The sequence below is a fragment of the Oceanobacillus sp. FSL W7-1309 genome (assembly GCF_038002145.1).
Classification (GTDB): domain Bacteria; phylum Bacillota; class Bacilli; order Bacillales; family Amphibacillaceae; genus Oceanobacillus; species Oceanobacillus profundus.
Genome location: NZ_JBBOBX010000001.1, coordinates 1,932,477 through 1,951,059, shown reverse-complemented (window position 1 = coordinate 1,951,059; position 18,583 = coordinate 1,932,477). Strand labels below are relative to the sequence as shown.

At 38.3% G+C, this 18,583-nt stretch carries 17 protein-coding genes and 1 riboswitch; of the genes, 5 read left to right on the top strand and 12 right to left on the bottom strand.

The features are described 5' to 3' along the window. Window positions 1-103: 103 nt before the first annotated feature. The 4 genes from NST46_RS09220 to NST46_RS09205 all read right to left on the bottom strand — a co-directional run bounded on the left by NST46_RS09220 (window position 104) and on the right by NST46_RS09205 (window position 7,652). On the bottom strand, window positions 104-2,059 hold the full coding sequence (locus NST46_RS09220) for an LTA synthase family protein (RefSeq protein ID WP_251661049.1): 1,956 nt from the start codon (window positions 2,057-2,059) through the stop codon (window positions 104-106). 185 nt (window positions 2,060-2,244) lie between these two features. Further along, window positions 2,245-3,435: an amidohydrolase gene (locus NST46_RS09215; RefSeq protein ID WP_303448299.1), complete on the bottom strand. Its 1,191-nt coding sequence runs from the start codon at window positions 3,433-3,435 to the stop codon at window positions 2,245-2,247. A 31-nt stretch (window positions 3,436-3,466) separates the two neighbouring features. Then, the gene (locus NST46_RS09210; protein WP_095312105.1) at window positions 3,467-4,894 is read right to left on the bottom strand and encodes an MFS transporter; all 1,428 of its coding nucleotides are present in this window, start codon (window positions 4,892-4,894) and stop codon (window positions 3,467-3,469) included. Window positions 4,895-5,312: 418 nt separating this feature from the next. Continuing rightward, complete coding sequence (locus NST46_RS09205; protein WP_341137083.1) at window positions 5,313-7,652, bottom strand: helix-turn-helix domain-containing protein; 2,340 nt, start codon at window positions 7,650-7,652, stop codon at window positions 5,313-5,315. Window positions 7,653-7,866: 214 nt separating this feature from the next. On the opposite strand from NST46_RS09205, the gene NST46_RS09200 reads away from it, so the two are divergent. From NST46_RS09200 to NST46_RS09190, 3 genes are read left to right on the top strand one after another with little or no spacing between them, the layout of a single operon-like run. Further along, the gene (locus tag NST46_RS09200) at window positions 7,867-8,298 is read left to right on the top strand and encodes a MarR family winged helix-turn-helix transcriptional regulator (protein ID WP_095312100.1); all 432 of its coding nucleotides are present in this window, start codon (window positions 7,867-7,869) and stop codon (window positions 8,296-8,298) included. 48 nt (window positions 8,299-8,346) lie between these two features. Continuing rightward, window positions 8,347-8,958 carry a flavin reductase family protein gene (locus tag NST46_RS09195; protein ID WP_303448297.1) on the top strand — a complete coding sequence of 204 codons (612 nt, stop codon included), beginning with the start codon at window positions 8,347-8,349 and terminating at the stop codon, window positions 8,956-8,958. Between the two features lie 14 nt (window positions 8,959-8,972). Beyond that, window positions 8,973-9,572, top strand: coding sequence for an alpha/beta hydrolase (locus tag NST46_RS09190; protein ID WP_095312096.1), 600 nt, complete (start codon window positions 8,973-8,975; stop codon window positions 9,570-9,572). Between the two features lie 72 nt (window positions 9,573-9,644). Here NST46_RS09190 and NST46_RS09185 read toward each other — a convergent pair whose 3' ends face one another. From NST46_RS09185 to nikR, 7 genes are all read right to left on the bottom strand, one after another. Then, on the bottom strand, window positions 9,645-10,511 hold the full coding sequence (locus NST46_RS09185; protein ID WP_341137082.1) for a VOC family protein: 867 nt from the start codon (window positions 10,509-10,511) through the stop codon (window positions 9,645-9,647). Between the two features lie 255 nt (window positions 10,512-10,766). Then, the gene (locus tag NST46_RS09180; RefSeq protein WP_340002784.1) at window positions 10,767-11,372 is read right to left on the bottom strand and encodes an ABC transporter ATP-binding protein; all 606 of its coding nucleotides are present in this window, start codon (window positions 11,370-11,372) and stop codon (window positions 10,767-10,769) included. Beyond that, entirely contained in the window at window positions 11,362-12,285 is a 924-nt protein-coding gene (locus tag NST46_RS09175; RefSeq protein ID WP_340002783.1) for an ABC transporter ATP-binding protein, read from the bottom strand. The genes NST46_RS09180 and NST46_RS09175 overlap by 11 nt, the downstream gene beginning before the upstream one ends. Window positions 12,286-12,315: 30 nt before the next feature. Continuing rightward, on the bottom strand, window positions 12,316-13,170 hold the full coding sequence (locus tag NST46_RS09170) for an ABC transporter permease (protein ID WP_095312087.1): 855 nt from the start codon (window positions 13,168-13,170) through the stop codon (window positions 12,316-12,318). Further along, window positions 13,142-14,155 (bottom strand): ABC transporter permease, encoded by a 1,014-nt coding sequence (locus NST46_RS09165; RefSeq protein WP_251661059.1) that lies wholly within the window; start codon window positions 14,153-14,155, stop codon window positions 13,142-13,144. Before NST46_RS09165 ends, NST46_RS09170 begins: the two co-directional genes overlap by 29 nt. 32 nt (window positions 14,156-14,187) lie before the next feature. After that, on the bottom strand, window positions 14,188-15,801 hold the full coding sequence (locus NST46_RS09160; RefSeq protein WP_303448293.1) for an ABC transporter substrate-binding protein: 1,614 nt from the start codon (window positions 15,799-15,801) through the stop codon (window positions 14,188-14,190). Between the two features lie 34 nt (window positions 15,802-15,835). Next, complete coding sequence (gene nikR / locus NST46_RS09155; RefSeq protein WP_095312083.1) at window positions 15,836-16,255, bottom strand: nickel-responsive transcriptional regulator NikR; 420 nt, start codon at window positions 16,253-16,255, stop codon at window positions 15,836-15,838. A gap of 628 nt (window positions 16,256-16,883) precedes the next feature. Between nikR and NST46_RS09150 the strand changes: the two genes are divergently transcribed. Both NST46_RS09150 and NST46_RS09145 read left to right on the top strand, forming a co-directional pair. Further along, on the top strand, window positions 16,884-17,390 hold the full coding sequence (locus tag NST46_RS09150) for a DUF3189 family protein (RefSeq protein ID WP_340002781.1): 507 nt from the start codon (window positions 16,884-16,886) through the stop codon (window positions 17,388-17,390). A gap of 36 nt (window positions 17,391-17,426) precedes the next feature. After that, entirely contained in the window at window positions 17,427-17,675 is a 249-nt protein-coding gene (locus NST46_RS09145) for a hypothetical protein (RefSeq protein WP_341137081.1), read from the top strand. Between the two features lie 163 nt (window positions 17,676-17,838). Here the strand turns inward: NST46_RS09145 and NST46_RS09140 are convergent, their stop codons facing one another. Beyond that, window positions 17,839-18,363 (bottom strand): cupin domain-containing protein, encoded by a 525-nt coding sequence (locus NST46_RS09140; RefSeq protein WP_379601570.1) that lies wholly within the window; start codon window positions 18,361-18,363, stop codon window positions 17,839-17,841. Between the two features lie 169 nt (window positions 18,364-18,532). Further along, a riboswitch (PreQ1 riboswitch) is annotated at window positions 18,533-18,577 on the top strand. The last annotated feature ends 6 nt before the right edge of the window (window positions 18,578-18,583 follow it).

Sequence of the window (18,583 nt, the reverse complement as noted above, 5' to 3'; positions counted from 1 at the left end):
TAATCTTGAACATGGCAAAATTGCGAGGAATAGGTTTTGTTTACTTCATGTAGATTCACTTTACACAAAAACAGCACTGACATCTCCGTCAGTGCTGTTCCTCTTATTCTTCTTCACTGGCTTCTTCGCTATCTTCCAAATCATAATTATAGTCATAATCAGCAGGATCAATTGGTTCCCACTCATCATTTGGTGTGTAATAACGAAGTAGGTCCCCGTTCAATACCCGGTCTGAAAGTTCCAGCTCATGAAGAACTGTTTCACTTAATTCCTTCATCTCTTCTGTTGGTTCTTCAATAATTTCTTTCGTTTCATTGTCATAATAAACGCCATTTACCAAGCTGTATTCTTCCGTCATATATCCACCATTTCTGAATGGCACATAGTCTTTATGGTTCTCAGAAAACATGTCTGTACCGAAAAGAATATAATCGCGTGCATCAATTCCTAAAATATGCAGAAGCGTTGGCATAACATCAATTTGACCTGAATACGTATGATTCGTACCTTGTCCCTCAACACCAGGAACTTTGATCATAAATGGCACACGCTGAAGCTCCGCATTTTTCAATGGTGTAATTTCTTCACCAAGAATTTCGGACATTGCACGGTTATGATTATCTGAGATACCATAGTGGTCTCCATAAATCATAATTATTGAATCCTCGTAAAGTCCAGATTCCTTCAAATCATTAAAGAATTGTTCCAATGATTCATCAAGATAACGTGCTGTTTGGAAGTAACGGTCCACCGAACCATCACCCGTTTCAGCAGGGGCAATCGTCGCTTCATCTTCATCAATCAAATATGGATGATGGTGCGTTAATGTCATCATATGGGCATAAAATGGCTGTTCCATTTCTTCTAATAATGGCATGGACTCTTCAAAGAATGGTTTATCCTTTAATCCATAATTAATAACCTGATCTGGGCTCATATCATAAAAGATATCATAATAGAAATCTGTTACCCCAAGATGCTTATACACTTCATCACGGTTCCAGAACGATTTACCATCTCCGTGGAATACTCCACTTGTATAGTCTTGTTCCTGATCAAGAATTGCAGGTAATGCTTGATACGTATTTTTTCCTCGTGTTACAAAAGCAGATCCCTGTGGCAAGCCATAGAGTGAAGTATCCATGATCAGCTCAGCATCAGCTGTTTTTCCCTGCTCTGTTTGGTGGAAAAAGTTATCAAAATACGTGAATCCTTGACTTTGATCGTTCACTAAGGAATTTAAGAACGGTGTAACCTCTTCCCCGTGTAACTCAAAATCTATCAAAAAGGATTGGAATGATTCTAGATGAATTTTAATAATGTTCTTTCCTTCACCTTTTCCAAAGTAAGCTTCATTTGGTTCTGCATATTTACTCTTCGTATAGTTTTCAACTTCTGTAATATCACTACTATCTGCAAGCACGCGTTGTGTCGATGACTCAAAGCTTTGGATTGCATCATAAATCATAAAATTATATGCACCCAAGTATTTCACTAAATAATTACGGTCAAATGTACGCTCTAACAACTGTGGGCGATCTGCCTCAGCTAAGCCTAGATTGATAACAAAGGCCATTACACCAGCGGCCAGCACAATGAATGGTTTCCGAATCTTTAGTCGTTCCATTGACCAGTTCGTACGATTCTTCCAATACAATACGATTAATAAAACTAAATCAAATGCATAGAGAAGATCACGCCACTCTACTAAACTTGCAATACTTCCACCTAAACTACCAAAGTTACTTGTCTGCATCATGGTCGCTATCGTGATAAAATCACTATTAAAACGATAGAATACAACATTAGCATACAGGATAAAGCTTAGAATAAACGATAGAATAATAATCCATCGGCCAGCTTTTCTACCAGAAGCAAAGAGTGCTAATCCTAAGAATATTAATCCTGTACTTAACGGATTTAAGAATAGTAAAAACTCTTGCATCGGCCCACTTACACCAAGACTAAATTCAATTTTATATATCAAATACGTTTTTATCCAAAATAGGAATACAGCGATAGCGAAGAATCCCATCTTTGTAGATATTAACTTCTTCACAATATTCACCTCAAAATTTAATTAGATTGTTCGATACAAGCGTATATTATACACCCACATATATATTCTGTCAAAAATCCTCTGCGATAAGATGTAATAAAATCTCAATCAGAAAAACAAAACCGCATGAAATCAAAATTTTCATTTGATTTTCATGCGGTATTTTCAATTTTAATAGAACCTCATCATTCATTTTTTTCAAAGTAACTGCAAACAACATGTCCAACCGCTTTAGCAGCTACAAGGATGGCGTCCTCGTCAATATCGAATTTCGGATGGTGATTAAAGTAAGGCTTTTCTACTCCTTTTGGTGTACATCCGATAAAGAAGTAACTGCCAGGTATTTTTTCCAAATAGTAAGCGAAGTCCTCAGACGGCGCTAAAGGTGGATATTGTTTTACCTCTTTAATATCCTTATCATTAGCGTTTTTCAGACTTTCAGCTACCAATTCTGTATACTCTGGAGTATTGTACAATGGTGGATAATCGGATTTATATTCCAGGATACATTCTACTCCGAATTCTGCTTCAATCCCTTTAACAATTCGCTTAAATTCTTCCTCAATAATCTTCTGACTTTCAGCGCTCATATAGCGAATATCACCTTCAAGCTCCACACTGTCTTTGATGACATTAAATGTCCCTTTCCCATCAAACGATCCAATCGTTACAACACCTGGATCCATCGGATTTAAACGACGACTAATAATGGTTTGCACAACCGTTACAAAATGAGCACCTGCGACGATAGAGTCATTTGCAGTGTGTGGAGATGAACCGTGTCCACCAGTTCCTTGAATTTTCAATTTAAAGTAAGATCTGCCATTAAATGCATAGCCACTGCGATAACCAACCACTCCAGCAGGATCCATCGGAAGTACATGGATACCAAAAATTGCATCTAAATCATCTAGCTTACCCGAATCAAGGATGCTTTTTGCACCACCTGGCGGAACCTCTTCTGCATGCTGATGGATAATTTTTATTGTACCATTTAACTCTTCTTTAAGTTGAATCAAGCAATCAGCAAGAACAAGCAAGTATGCTGTATGAGCGTCATGGCCACATGCGTGCATGACCCCTTCATTTTTTGATTTAAATGGGACATCTGCCTCTTCCGTAATTGGAAGGGCATCAAAATCCGCTCTTAATCCGATTGTTTTTCCCGGTTTTCCTCCTACAATCGTTACAATGATTCCATAACCATTACCAACATTTGTCTCTACTTTTACATCTTTACCATTGTAAAAGTCGGCAATATATTGAGCAGTTTTTTCTTCTTTAAAAGAAAGCTCTGGATTTTCATGCAAATAACGACGAATTTCAATCATTTCATCTTTGCGTGCTTCTAACATCTCCATCAATTTACTTCTCATTCCAACTGCCTCCTCTATTTTGACTCAATTCTTAATGTTTTGCCCCAACAGGACGTACATTGGATGCGTTGATAGGGTCATCTTCATTTTCCCCTGATTCCCTAGGAACTAACACGATAATTGAAATCAAGGATAATATCGCAAAGATTACATTAACGATAATTCCTGAGGATGCCGCTACCTCTACACTACTTATTGCTGTGATTGCGCTGTATACTGTCGCTGAAATCGCAACTCCAAACGCATTTCCAAGTGAACTTGCCATTTTATACACTCCGGAAGCTTCTCCAACTTTATTTGCTGGAGCAAAGGTTACAGCCGTATCAGTTGAAGGTGTTGCATACATTCCTAAACCTAAACCAAAGAGTATAAATCCAACGAATACAACAATTGTATACATTAGGTCTGGCAAGAAAGTAAGTCCCATCACACCTACACCGATTAACGTTAAAACCGTTCCCCATACCATTGGTTTTCTTGCGCCAGTTTTTTGCATAATCTTTTCACCTACGCGAATCATCCCGAGCACCGCTACAAGATAACCAATTGAAAGCATTCCTGATTGAAACGCCGAGAAGCCTCTCCCCACCTGTACATAGGTGTTCGCAACAACTAATGTACCAGCTACTGCATTTAATAAGAAATTAGAAATAGTTGCACCTGTATAGGCTTTGCTTTTAAACATTTTAAAATCGATAAGTGCATTATCTCGTTTTGCTTCATACTTAATAAAGCCAATTACTCCAACAATCGTTATTACTGCAAGTCCTATTGTTAATGGGCTAGTCCAGCCTAAGCTCGCGCCTTGTGTAATAAAGACATTTAAAGCAAGCATTGTAACAATAAAGATTCCTAGACCACCGAAATCAAATTTAAATGTCCCTGTTGTTTCTGCTTTGCTTTCAGGTGTGTCTTTAATTAACCACATTGCTAAAAGTGAAAAAACAATAGAAAAGACGAAGATCCATTTCCATCCCATTGATGTGGCGATTGCACCACCGAAGAAGGAACAAAATCCTGAACCACCCCAAGAGCCAATTGACCAATAGCTAAGTGCTCGCTGACGATCTTCACCATCAAAGTATTCCTTCACTAACGCTATCGTAGCAGGCATAATTGCCGCTGCCGATAAACCTTGTAAAATACGACCTACAATTAAAAGTATAGATCCGTTTGCTAAAACAAGTAATAAGGATCCAATTATACTTAGAATCAAACCAACATAGGTAATTTTTTTACGACCAATCCGGTCTGCTAAACCTCCAGCCACTACAATAAACATTCCGGAAAATAAAGCAGTCAAGCTAATTGCTACGTTAATCGTACTTAATGAAACACCTAAATCGGATTGAATTGCTGGTACAATATTAACCATTGATTGAGCAAATAACCAAAATGTAATAACTCCAAATACAATTCCTGTAATCATCTTATTGGTGCCTTTGTAAGCTGTATCCATTGTACAACCTCTCCTTTTAAAATTAATAAAGTGAAACCCATTCTGCGAGGTATTCTTCCCTCTCATTGAATGTCAGTCCAACAGAATCATGTCTGTTCACCCCAAAGCTTCACGTTTTGAGAACTTCACGATTTTTGGGCATGGGCATTATACAGCCCAATAATGTAGTAAATCTTATTCTTACCTATCTCCAACAAGTCATAACTGGATAATAATGCCTGCGGTCTTTCTTGAGCTCATTTTTACCACATCCTTAGTATAAAAAAATCCACCATTTTAAATAAGTCATTTTTCATTATAATAAGCGTTAAATCATGTTCATAAATTCACATATAAAAATAACGGTAAAAAATTAACCGTTATTTTTTTATCGTTATTTTCTGGTTTTAGATATAATTTGGATTATACTAATCGGTTTTTAATAAAAAGCTCTACGTATATCAAAGAAGTGAATCGCATTTAATGACATATAAGCATACATGCTCCAATCACCATCAATCACCTGATCGAATAATTCAAGTGATGGTTTACTCGTTTCGTTAATATAATTAATAACCTCTTCATCCATTCCGTATTTACTATTTAAGTCCCACCACTTTGTATAAAGTGCGCCAAAATCTTTATCAAAAACCCGTTTGCGTATTTGATACTCTCCTGGCTCCAAACCAGAAATCGTTACGCGAACTTCTTTATTTAATTTCTTTAAGAATGTCTCTTCAATCGTAAAATGAGGATTCACATTATTAATATTCATTAATACGAGCTGATAGCCACGGTCGTTTTTAGTCATGATATATTCTGAACCACGTGCAATAATATCCCCATTTAATCTGTCTAAAAACTGCATCGCAAAATAAGCAGGGCGTTTGCCACTAAAAAAGTGAAAAAGCTCAAGTCCCTCCATCCGAATTTTCCTATCACGCCCTGACTTCTCATGCTGTTCTGTATTAATCCAAAAACCTATTGATTCGACCTCATCAGCCAAGTCCAGAGCATTTTGCAATACTAATGCTCCACGGAAAAACGTTCCATTCGTAAATCGTGTATTCCCAGATAGCGTGTTCCAGCTAATTAAACTAATCGGCTGATTCTTCCCATGCTTTCTTAAATATGTCTTTAGCTTAACTGTTTTTTCCTTTATGTACCCTTTCGCCAGCGAAAATCTATCATCTCCCAACTCTTCAAAATCGATAATTTCATTTTGGTTTGCTTCATAGCCATAGAAATCAATTGGTACTTTTTTCTCCACTAACCAAGTATGATTCTTGGACGTTTTTTCATCTTTATAGGAAAATGGCAGAAAAGCTCCTACTTTGACTTTTGGAATAAGCGCCTTAACCGAACGATATAATTTCAAATAAACACGCTCAAGCTCACTAACAAGGACAGCTGTTGCAGACGGTTCATAAAACATAAAGTACCATTTTTCAATATAGGAAGTCCCATACACATTCAAGCAATGCTTTATGAAATCTTGCATTTCACTTATATAATTCTCTTCATCACGGGAAATTTCAACGTAATCAATCCGAATGAACAGTCCTAAATCATGCTTCCTTAAAAAATTCAACACGAAATCCGCATTGTAATATGGCGAAGTAGTCGCGATAATTTCGTCCGTCTCTACCGGTGGAATAAATGTAGTACCACCAATTAATCTACGTACTGCAATATTTTCTAAGCCTATTTCCTCCTTTGCCATTAGAACTTGCAGTCTGACTCCTTCCTTTAATAGCTCACTTAACTCGCCGATAGCAAGATTATGTATTGGCCGATTAATTTTAGATGGACTAACCTGTCGTATATCAAGCTTTAATTCTTCAGCTTCCGTTTCGATACTAGTGAATACAACATCACTATCCGTCAGTAACATTCCTAATTCTCCAATAATAGATGATGATTGAATAATTTCAACTGCATCCTTTATGTCATACGTTTTCATCGTGTCCATACCGGTTTCCTGATTTTCTTCTCGGTATAATTTCGGGGTCTTTTTATATGCTTCTTTGAAATAATGTACAAATGACTTTACATTGGGAAAGCCATTATTCATTGCAATATGAGAGATTGAATCAGAAGTATACAGCAATTCCTTTACTGCATGCTCAAGACGAATATTCATCAAATAATGATTAAACCCAGTTCCAACCTTCTCTTTAAAATAACGTGATAAATAACTAGACGATAAGTAAAACTTCTCCGAAACATCATCTAATGTAATTTTTTGATGATAATTTTCTTCCATATAATAAATGATTTCTCTGATTCGTTGATCTCCTGTATCAATGCGCTCCTGGATTCTTCCCATTTGCTTAAAACGCCGAATAAGAATAAGCAGGATTTCGCTAACATAAGATTGGATTTCAATCCGATAACTCTCTGATCTTCGAAAATAGGCAATCATTAGTTCGGCTAAAAGTTTACGGATTCGATTAATGACCGCATCTTTTTCCATATCTACGTCGCCTGAGAAACACTCAAATCGACTATTCGGATACGCTTCATAGGACTGCTTCATAAATCGATCGGAAATTTGTAACAACAGAATGTGATTTCCCTTATTTCCTTTCGCTTGGTATACTTGATTCCGATTTATAACAAGCACATCTTTTTCTTTCAATTGATAAAATCGACTATTTGTTTCAACGGTTAAATCTCCTTGAATCACAAAAATAACTCCAATTCCTTGATTCATTTTTGGAGCTAAAAATTCAATCTGCTGTAAGTTAATACTGAAGTCCGTTAGCTGATTATCCATTTCCCCTTCCTCCATTCAATAACAATGACTACTGCAATATCTTTTAGTTTACATGTACCGGGAAAAGAGAATCAAGTTATAGTAGATGATTGAAACACGTTATGATAATGGTTGACTTTAATCATTTAGTTTTATATAATTATAATTAATTAAAGATATTTTAATTAATTATATCTGAATAACATATATTAGATACGCTTTAGGAGGGAAAAGAATGAGTGAAAATCTGTCATTAAAAGCTTATGTCGTATTAATGAAGGCTTACAAGTCAATTGAAGAGAGAATTAAAAAAGATATTAGCAGTCATGGCATGCGCACTTCCGATTTTGCTATTTTAGAAGCATTATACCACAAAGGCAGACAAACGATACGCCAAATTTCCGAGGCTGTTCTTATTAATACGGGGTCCATTACTTATGTAATCGATAAACTCGAAAACAAAGAGCTGCTCGAACGAAGTAATTGCAAGGATGATCGTCGTGTTGTTTATATACAACTGACAGACCAGGGACGCCAACTGATGGACGGCATTTTTCCAAAGCATCAAAAAGTAATCGAGGACTTATTTGATGGTATTTCTGATGAAGAGAAAAAGACAATCATTCACGTGCTTAAAACGGTCGGCAAAAAAAGTGAAGAACAGTGAGAACATGAAAAGTAGTAACGATCTATTCCATTCTAAGGAGGGATGACATTGCTTTCCTTTGATCCTGAAAACAATACAGAACGCGAGAATTACAAATTATTAACTGGAAGCATTATTCCTAGACCAATTGCATTTGTTAACAGTAAAGCAAATGACGGAACAATCAATGGAGCTCCATTTAGTTATTTTAACGTTGTTTCTTCTAATCCACCAATGCTTTCCATTTCGATTCAACGCAAAGCTGGACAATTAAAGGATACGGCCCGAAATATACTAGAAAGCAAAGACTTTGTCGTGCATATAGTTGATGAGTATAATGTCGAGGAGGTCAATAAAACCGCTGCATCGCTTCCTGCTACAGAAAGCGAACTAAACCTGACAAATTTCACATTTGCAGAAAGTGAAGCGATTTCCGTACCGGGAATTAAGGAAGCTAAGGTTCGATTTGAATGTAAATTAGAACGAGCGATTGAATTAGGTGATGGCGAATCAATTAATACTGATCTCTTAATTGGAAAGGTCGTTCGCTTTCATGTTGATGAACACATTTATGAAGAGTCGGGAAGAATTAACCAAGATAAATTAAAAGCTGTAAGTCGTTTAGCAGGAAGTAATTACGCAAAAACTGGAGCGTTATTTTCACTAGAACGGCCAAACTAGGAGGAGTGTAACAAATGAAACATATTTTCAAAAAAGGAAGCAATCCTTCCAAACCAACATTGTTGTTACTGCATGGAACTGGAGGCACCGAACAAGATCTCCTTCCACTTGCAGAAATTATTGACATAGATGCAAATGTATTAAGCGTACGTGGGAATGTTCTCGAAAATGGGATGCCACGTTTTTTCAGAAGACTTGCTGAAGGGGTTTTTGATGAAGAAGATCTTATTTTCCGCACAGCCGAACTAAATGACTTTCTGGATGAAGCAGCAGAAAAATATGAATTTGATCGTCATAACATTGTCGCGATCGGCTATTCAAATGGGGCAAACATTGCAGCAAGCTTAATGTTCCATTATCAAGCTGCGTTAAAAGCAGCGATTTTACATCATCCAATGGTTCCAAGAAGAGGCATCGACTTACCGGATCTTTCTGGTAAACAGGTATTTATCGCCGCAGGAACAAATGACCCAATTTGCCCTGCACAAGAATCAGAAGACCTCCATTCTCTACTGGAATCTGCGGGTGCCAATGTAACATTACATTGGGAAGGTCACGGACATCAGTTAACAATGACCGAAGTGAAAGCGGCAGCTGCCTGGTATAATAATTAAAAATAAAAACACCGTTCGATGCTGATTTAAGCCTAGCCCGTGAACGGTGTTTTTATGATTTATGCAATCCGATTAGGAACGTACAATTAATTTTATTTTGTTACCGGCTGGATCTTCCGTCATATAAGCGTCGCTTTCATTTGTCACATCAGCGCCGATTTGCTCTAATTGGTCGATTGTTTTCTTACGCGTCGCTTCATCCGGAAAAACAAGTGAATACCAATTTAGTCCGATACTGTTCGCTACTGGTCTAGGGGCGCCAATTCCACTCCACACATTGACAGCAACGTGATGATGATAGCCGTTATGCGATGTGAATAACGCACCAGGATATTTCGTAACAATATCAAATCCTAATCCATCAATATAGAATTTCTCTGCCGCATCTAAATCGGCAACATGTAAATGAATATGCCCCATAAGCGTATTTGCAGGCATTCCCTGCCATTCCTCTTTTTGCTCAGCTAAAATTCCTTCTGCATCCAGTGGATCTGTCCGCATTGTAACCTGACTATTTGTCCAATCCCATGCTGAAGAGGGCCGATCATGCGCAATTTCAATACCATTCCCATCAGGATCAGAGAAATATAAAGCCTCACTAACAACATGATCAGAAGCACCAAACCCTAGTCTGTCCGCTAAACCAGTTTGGATAAAATGCTTGAGAAATGCAGCCAAATCAGCACGGCTTGGCAGCAGAATTGCAAAATGGTATAAGCCAGTTGTTCGTTGCTGTTTCGGAGTTACATCTTTCGGCTGTTCTAATGTAAGTATCGGACGCTTACCATCAGCCGTTAATACTGCTTTCTGTTCACTTTGTTCTAACACTTGGAACCCCATAATACCTTCATAAAATAAAAGTGAATTTGATAAATCACGTACATTTATATTAACTTCTTCAACATGAATCGTCGGCGCTTCAAAAAATTTCTTCTCCATTCGATTAACCACCTTCTGTAGAATTCGGTTTATAAATATAACTTATTATTACTTTGTTACTTTATGTAAGTATTATACGTTTTATCAGTTACTCTGTCAAGCTGGAACAGGGAATATAACATCCTAGTTGAGTCCTTTTAATCTAGTAGCAGGATGATAAAATCAAATTTTAATAATGCAGTCCATCCTAAACATTCACTTCCAGCAAATACAAAAGGACCGAGCGTATACTCGATCCCATTTATTTTCCTCTGATTATTCGTTTTTATTCAAGGTAACTACCCGACTACAAAGCCTTTCAATCAAATTTGCTTCATGACTAATCACAATGACACCCATTTCACGTTTTTTTGCTATCTCCAAAACTGCATGCCAGATTTGTGCTTGGGTAATTGCATCAAGCATGGTTGTCATTTCATCTGCTATTAGGAAACGCGTTTCCGGCCCTAATGCTCGTACCACACAAAAGCGCTGCAGCTCACCGCCAGACAACTCATTTGGCCAGCGGGTTAACCATTCCTGTTCAATACCAAACGCTTCTAGTAACGTCCGATCCGGTTCCCAGCCTTCGCGTAAGCTTTTTTGCATTTTCCAGCGTGGGTTAATTGCTTTTTCTGGATGCTGGAACACGAGCTGTATCGGCTGGTAACCCTTTTTCTCTACTGGCAAGCCACCAAGGGTAACGGTTCCCTCAACCGGATCCTCAAATCCTGCTAATATGCGAGCAAAGGTGGTTTTCCCCTGCCCACTTGGCCCGACAATACCTACGATTTCGCCGGGATTTATCGTGAAATTCACTCCGCGAAATAACCACTCGCCATTTCCATATCGAAACCCAACATCTTTTGCATCAAGTTGCATGGATACACCTCACCGTACCGTCTCTCAATTCTCTCATATCGGGGCTTCCCTTTCGACATGCAGCTGTTGCCCATGGACATCGCGGTTCGAATAAACAGCCAGGTGGGAGGGAGCTTGCATGTGGTTGTGTTCCTGGAAGCGGAATGAATTCATTTTGAGGTAAAGCTCGCCATAAAGCTTTGCTATACGGATGCCGTAATGCTTCTCCTTTTCCAGTAAAGTCTGCAACTGGTGCAATCTCCACTGTCGTCCCAGCATAAAAAACTGCAATCTCATCTGCAATAGATAAAGCAGAATCAATATCATGCGTTATCAGCATGACTGCACACCCACTGTCTGCCAATTCCCGGAAATGACGAAGTGCTTCTTTCATCACAGCAGGATCAAGGCCTGGGGTTGGTTCATCCGCTATAATTACCTTTGCTCCACTGACAACAGCAGTTGATAATAGCGTTCGCCTTGCCATCCCTCCTGAGAGCTGGAATGGATACAACTCCTCCACCTTTTGCGTTAGGTGATAACGTTCGAAAGCTTCCTTTTGCTTCCTCGCTGGATCACCAGACCTTACCGATGTACGTACCTGTTTGCCAACCTTCATTAAAGGATCCAAATAGTTAACCGATTGTGGAACGAGGGCAATTTCTTTTCCCCTTAACGCGATTTTCCTAGAATATGTTAGCTCTTCTCCCGCATATGTCATTGACCCGCTGATCTTTGCATTGCTTGGAAGCACACCTAATATTGCATGTGCGAGCAAGCTTTTCCCAGAGCCACTGGCACCGACAACGGCAAGGATTTTTCCCGCTTCCAGATTAACGTTCAAATCGGAAATAACCTGGAGTTCCTTTTGTTTCATACCAGTCGTATATTGTTTAAACGAGACAGATAGATTTTTCACTTCAAGAATAGACATTCATTAACTCCTCTTCCTTTGGAAAACTTTTTACTCATGTGCTCTTGTTGGGTCAAGCATCACCCGCAGATATTCTCCAATTTGATCAAATGTCCTTACAACAATTAACAAACAAAGCCCCGGGAAAAAGGCAAGCCACCACATTCCAGAAGATAAATACTTCATTGACTCGGACAAAATAATTCCGATTGCCGGCTCGTGCGGTGAAAGACCTAACCCCAAAAATGTAACAGCCGCTTCATGTAATATAACGTGTGGAAATAGTAGCATAAATCCAATTAAGATTTGCGGACTTATATGTGGTAAGATGTGATGCAGTGCAATCCACCAACGCGGTTTTCCCATTTGTTTCGACATCTGAACATACTCAGCGGAACGAACTTGCAGCACCTCCGCTCGAACAACCCGAGCAAGGCTTGGCCAATGCGTGAGCATCAACCCAACTACAATTCCTTTAAACCCTCCACCTAATGTAAAAGCAATTAAAATAAGTGTCACCAAATGTGGTACACTCAAGAAAAGATCAATAATCCAGGAAATCAAGCGATCCGCTATTTTCCCCATCGACGCAGCAGCCATTCCCAGAACAAGAGCAATCAGCGCACTTCCTGTCGCCCCAAGTAAACCAACCCCGATACTGAGTGAAAGACCCATAATTGTTCTCGCAAACATGTCTCTGCCCAGCCAATCCGTACCAAATAAATGGTCGAACGATGGAGGAGCGTTTCGTTCAGTTAGATTGGTCGTTATCCTTCCTTCATCCAACAATAACCCACCTAATATGATACTTAATAAAAATAAAGCTGCGATAACAATTGTAAGAAGCATCCGCCTTCTCTGATTTAGGAGAGGCTGTTTATTTTTTTCTTCTGGAGTAGAAAGCATAACGATCTCCCCCTCTCATCCTAGGATCGAGCACCAAATAAATCAGATCAGCTATTAGATTGCCAATAAAAACAAATAACGTACTAAAAATAACAAGTCCTAATAATAGTGGGACATCCCCTCTTACGCCAGCTTCAACCGTTGCCTGACCTAAACCTGGATAAGAAAAAACCTGTTCAGCTAATACAGCGCCACCGAACAGTTCACTAAACGCAGCGAATTGTAAAGTAATTGCTGGTAAAGCTACATTACGCAGCCCGTGTCTCCAAAAAAGCACAATGCCACGCTCACCTCGCGCGCGGGCAAATAGTATATAGTCACTTTGAAGCACATCAATCATCTTTTGACGTGTATGAAGCGCTACATTAGCCACACCAAGTATACTTAATGTTATCGCAGGTAATATAAGGTGTTTAATTCTGTCAAGTAACGTAACATCCTCTGCAAGCACACCGGCAGGAACTCCCATCCCAACCGGAAACCATTTCAACCACACCGCAAAAACAATCAATACAAGTAAACCCATCCAGAATGTCGGTGTGGAAGCCAGTGTATAACAGTACCCTTTTATCAATCGATCAAGCCAAGTACCTTTTTTCATTGCGGCAACAACACCAAGGATAAATCCAATAACTCCTGATAATACCCACGCAGTCAGCATAAGCACCAAGGAGTTGATAAAACGCTCCCCAATAATATCAGCAACAGGGCGGCGATATATCATCGACGTACCTAAATCCCCAGAAAGAATTGCAGACCCCCAATTCATAAATTGAACACCAACTGGTTGATCCAGTCCCCAATATGCAGCTATTTTAGCACGTTGTTCAGGACCTACATTTAACATGTCCGCTCCAATATAAGCTTGAACCGGATCAATTGGAGAATTTTTAACTAATAAAAAGGAAATAAAACAAATGGCTACTAGTAATGTAGCCATTCGTATCCCTTTCATAAAAAGAAAAAAGCTCAGCTTTTTAACCATTTCGAACACACCTTTTAGAGGTTGTACACACTTTAATTACTCCATTTCCAATCAGCAATATTATCCGTTGCCGGCCATCCATGACCATGTACGTGGATGCGTTGATCACCAATATCCAAATTATCTTTAACAAGGTACAGGTGATCAATATTTACTAGCCAAGCCCACGCAGCATCACCTTGTACACTTACACCAGTTTCACCATCCCATTGAGCCTTTTTCCAAAAATCGATTGCCTCTTCTTCACTAGAAGCTGCAAGTGCCTGTTCAAAATATGCATCCACAGTTTCGTTCTCATAATAGCCAGTATTATAATAGTCGATTCCAGCATTATCGCTGCCGTAAATGTTATACATCTCATGTGGGTCGTGACTCCCCCAACCCATCAATACAGCACTGGAATACATATGCTGACCGATAACATCCCAGCTTCCGCCCTCGACATTAATTTTAATTCCAAGTGGTTCCATCATATCTGCAACAGCTATTGCAAGTGATTGTCGTATCGCATCGCTTGCTAAGTAATAAAGGGAGAACTCAGCCTTTAAGCCGTCCTTTTCTAAAATTCCGTCGCCATCAGTATCTTCCCATCCAGCTTCTTCTAATAGTGTACGCGCGCGGTCCATATCAGCATCCTCAATAACCGTTTCTGGATTCCACCACGGCAGCCCATCTACAGATGTATAAGCAGGGGTGCCATATCCTTCTAGCACACCATCTACTAACGCTTGACGATCAACAGCTATGTTTATCGCCTGACGAATTGCTACATCTGCTGTTACGTCATTACCAATTGGTAAACCGTCCTCTGTAACTTCTCCTGACTCTACAAAAGGAAAGACAATACCACGGTTATCCACTGTTTCTACTGCTTCTAATTTCATGCCAGGAACCTCTTGGTTACTAAATGCAGCTGGTATATATGCCATATCTACCTCACCTGCTTGAGCAGCAGCAAAGGAAGCGTCCTCACTTAAGAATAAAAAGGTAATCTGTTTAAAATAAGGTTCTGTATCATAATATTCAGGATTAGCCTCAACAATTAATTGCTGTCCTTTATCCCACTGCACAAGCTGAAACGGTCCCGATCCAATCGGATTCTCAGCATAATCCTCTGTATAGGCATGCTTTGGTACAATCCCTGTTGCTACGAGCGAATTAACAAATGTGGACTGAGGTTGTTTTAGCGTAAATTCCACCGTATATTCATCTATCGCTTCCACTTTATCGATTACATTAAGATCCACAACAGATGCGTTATCCATTGCCGTTTCAAATGTAAACACAACATCTTCAGCGGTTAAAGGTTCTCCATCAGAAAATTTCACATTATCACGTAATGACACCGTCCAAACTTCTCCATCAACTTCATAACCTGTAGCTAAATCATTTACAATTTCAAGATCATCATCTCTTTTTAAGAGCGTGCTTTGAAATAACGGAGAGCCGTAGCGCCCCCACCCTGTTGTTGGATCAAATCCAGTTTCCGGCTCCGAACCAAATGCTAATACAAGCTCATCTTTATTTTCTTCCTTCTCATTTGTTGCATCATCTGCTTGATCAGATTCCGACTGTGTACAGCCCGCCAATAAGATAGTAAAAATAAACATAGTCAACAAGCTAATTCCGATTATTTTTTTATTCATTTATTTCACTCCGATTTTCATTTAATATCCAAAATTAGATTCGCTCCACAGGAGCTAATGTAAACTTACCGTAGTCGACACCCTTTATACTTGTCAGCTGATTGCTTAGCTGTTGGATGTCTTTCGCTTTTCCTTTTACGATAATCAACTCTAAACAGCTCGCTTGATTCAGATGAAAATGTGTCGTTGCTAAGATATTATCATGCATACGGTGCTGAATCTTTGTAAGCTCATCTACTAAATTTCGCTGATGGTGATTATAAAATAAAAGAACACTCCCAGCAACAATTTGTTCATCCTGCTCCCATGAGTGCTGTGTTAATGCATCCCGAACCAGGTCACGAACTGCTTCCGATCGGTTTTCATACCCTCTTTGTTTCACTAAATCATCAAATTTCCCAAGCAAATGCCCTTCCATTGACACACTAAACCTTTTTAATGAAGAGTCGTCCATGATTTCCTCCTTAACTGCTCACCTTGATTACATCAATTAAAAAATTACTTTTACTCTAATTGTATTCCTACATGTCAGTAACACGAATTTGAAAATTCGTAACACTGATACAACGAAAAAAATCGCACTTTTCACGCGACTTAATAGCTATTCTAATTTATCATTTTGGAATGATGTAGTCAATAAATACATTATGATTACGTAATGTATTTTCCATTTTAATGGTGTTATGTTTACATAAAAAAGTGTTACTATGCCACTCATTTTTTTCGATTAGGCTTAGCTTTTCTTTTTAATCAGTTGCCTTCCATTTGGTCTATTCTCTAAATATAAATAACCCTCCTTTAAGTAGATTAAAGGAGGTGACATGTGATAATAATCAATCATTTTATTAACTTTATGCAATTAATGTAAATTTGTTAAAAACCTACATCTCTACTCTTTTATTACAAAACTTGGCATTCGTTAATGGGATTCTTAGAAAGTGTATGATGCATTCTCTTATGCTTTGAAGTAAAACAAGGCTTTAGACGAATGCCTAGTTGCACTTATGCAGCATATGAAAGTTTACATTCTTATCTGCTAAAAAAGACGAACTTGGTCACAATAGTAGTGGAGGATGATTATCGTGATATTTATATACAATGACTATGGTGGAACACATACAACTTCTCTTGCAGCAGCATATCATCTAAAAAAAATCCCGACTGACAAAGTTCTTACAAAAGAGGAGATTATGAGTGTAGATTATTTTAACAAATTAACAAAACACGATCTTGGAAAATTAATATTTCATGGATTAGATGAAGATGGAAATGCTGTTTATACCATAGGCAGAAAAGATAATAAATATGTTGTGCCAGCAATACAAAATCTTATTGAGCTATTACAGGAAAAATATAATTTTAATGAAAAAATAGTAATATCCAACACTTCACCGACCGTACCTATAGCTATATCAATTGGAGGATTTTTCTCTAGAGGTCTACACATTGACTTTATCGGCGTTCCATTACTTATAGCAGGTGCTAAACAGTGCTGTAATCAGATTAATCGATTAGTTGAACAGACCAAGAAAGCAAGTATTTCTAGAAATAGTAAAATTGTTGTTTTAGAAAATAAATCGTTCAATTAATGATTCTAGTATTTAACATGAAAGGAATCGATTCTCATGGACTACCCAACCATTCACACAAATTTCTGGGACGGAGTTATTGCTGTACCAGCTGTCGTGTTATTAACCCAATGTTTTAAAGTATTTCCTGTTCCACGTCAATACTTTCCTACCATAGCAAGCATTATTGGGTTTATTATTTCCATCTTTATTAGTCATAGAGGAGATTTATGGGCTGGTATATTTATGGGGGCTTTTTATGGTGCTGCGGCAGTAGGTACCTATTCTTCATTGAAAACTACTTGATTAGCTTTTAAATATAGAAAGAGAAAGTCTAAGTCCCCATAGGCGTAAACAGTTCTTTAAAGATTGAAACTATCCATCCCGCTAAATAAACTTCGTTCTAAACAACAACCAACATCTAGTGGCAAATAAAATAATACGAAATATACTGCGGCATAACAGCGTGCTATTCTTCCAGCATTGCCTCCGCTTTAGTTGTCTCAACAGTGCCATGTGGATGATGTGGGGGGGCATATATTGTATAAAGCTTTAATGGAATATTGCCTGTATTGATTACATTATGCCATGTTCCAGCAGGCACCATAATTGCTGTATCGTCGTATACTCTTCTTTCAAAATTCAAGTTATTACTGCTTTTCCCCATTCTTACAATCCCCTGTCCTTGCTCTATTCGCAGGAATTGATCGGTATCCGGATGTATTTCTAAACCAATATCATCACCAACATGAATACTCATTAATGTGACTTGCATGTGCTCTCCTGTCCATATAGCAGTACGATACGTATTATTATTTCGTGTAGCCTTATTAATATTTATAACAAACGGTTGTGGTCCATAATCCTTCACTCGGAAATCTTCTTTTTTTTGTAATTGTTCATTCATTAGACTTCCATAATAAAACGGCCTTTCGTAAGGATAATGCGGTATGTTCGTAAAGTAAGGCAGAGGATACGGATAAAAATAGTACACTTTACTCATTCCCTTCATTCTATTCCAAATTTATTGTATGAGGCATGTTTAAGTAACGTGCCTATATGAATAAAAACATCCGTTTTAAAGTTATTTAATTATTTCCCATAAATAATTTTTATACATTAGTATTTACAAAGGCTTATAAACACTGGTATGATAGCATATGTTTCACGTGGTTCGAAACCATCCCACGATAAAAAACTAAGGAGAGAGATTA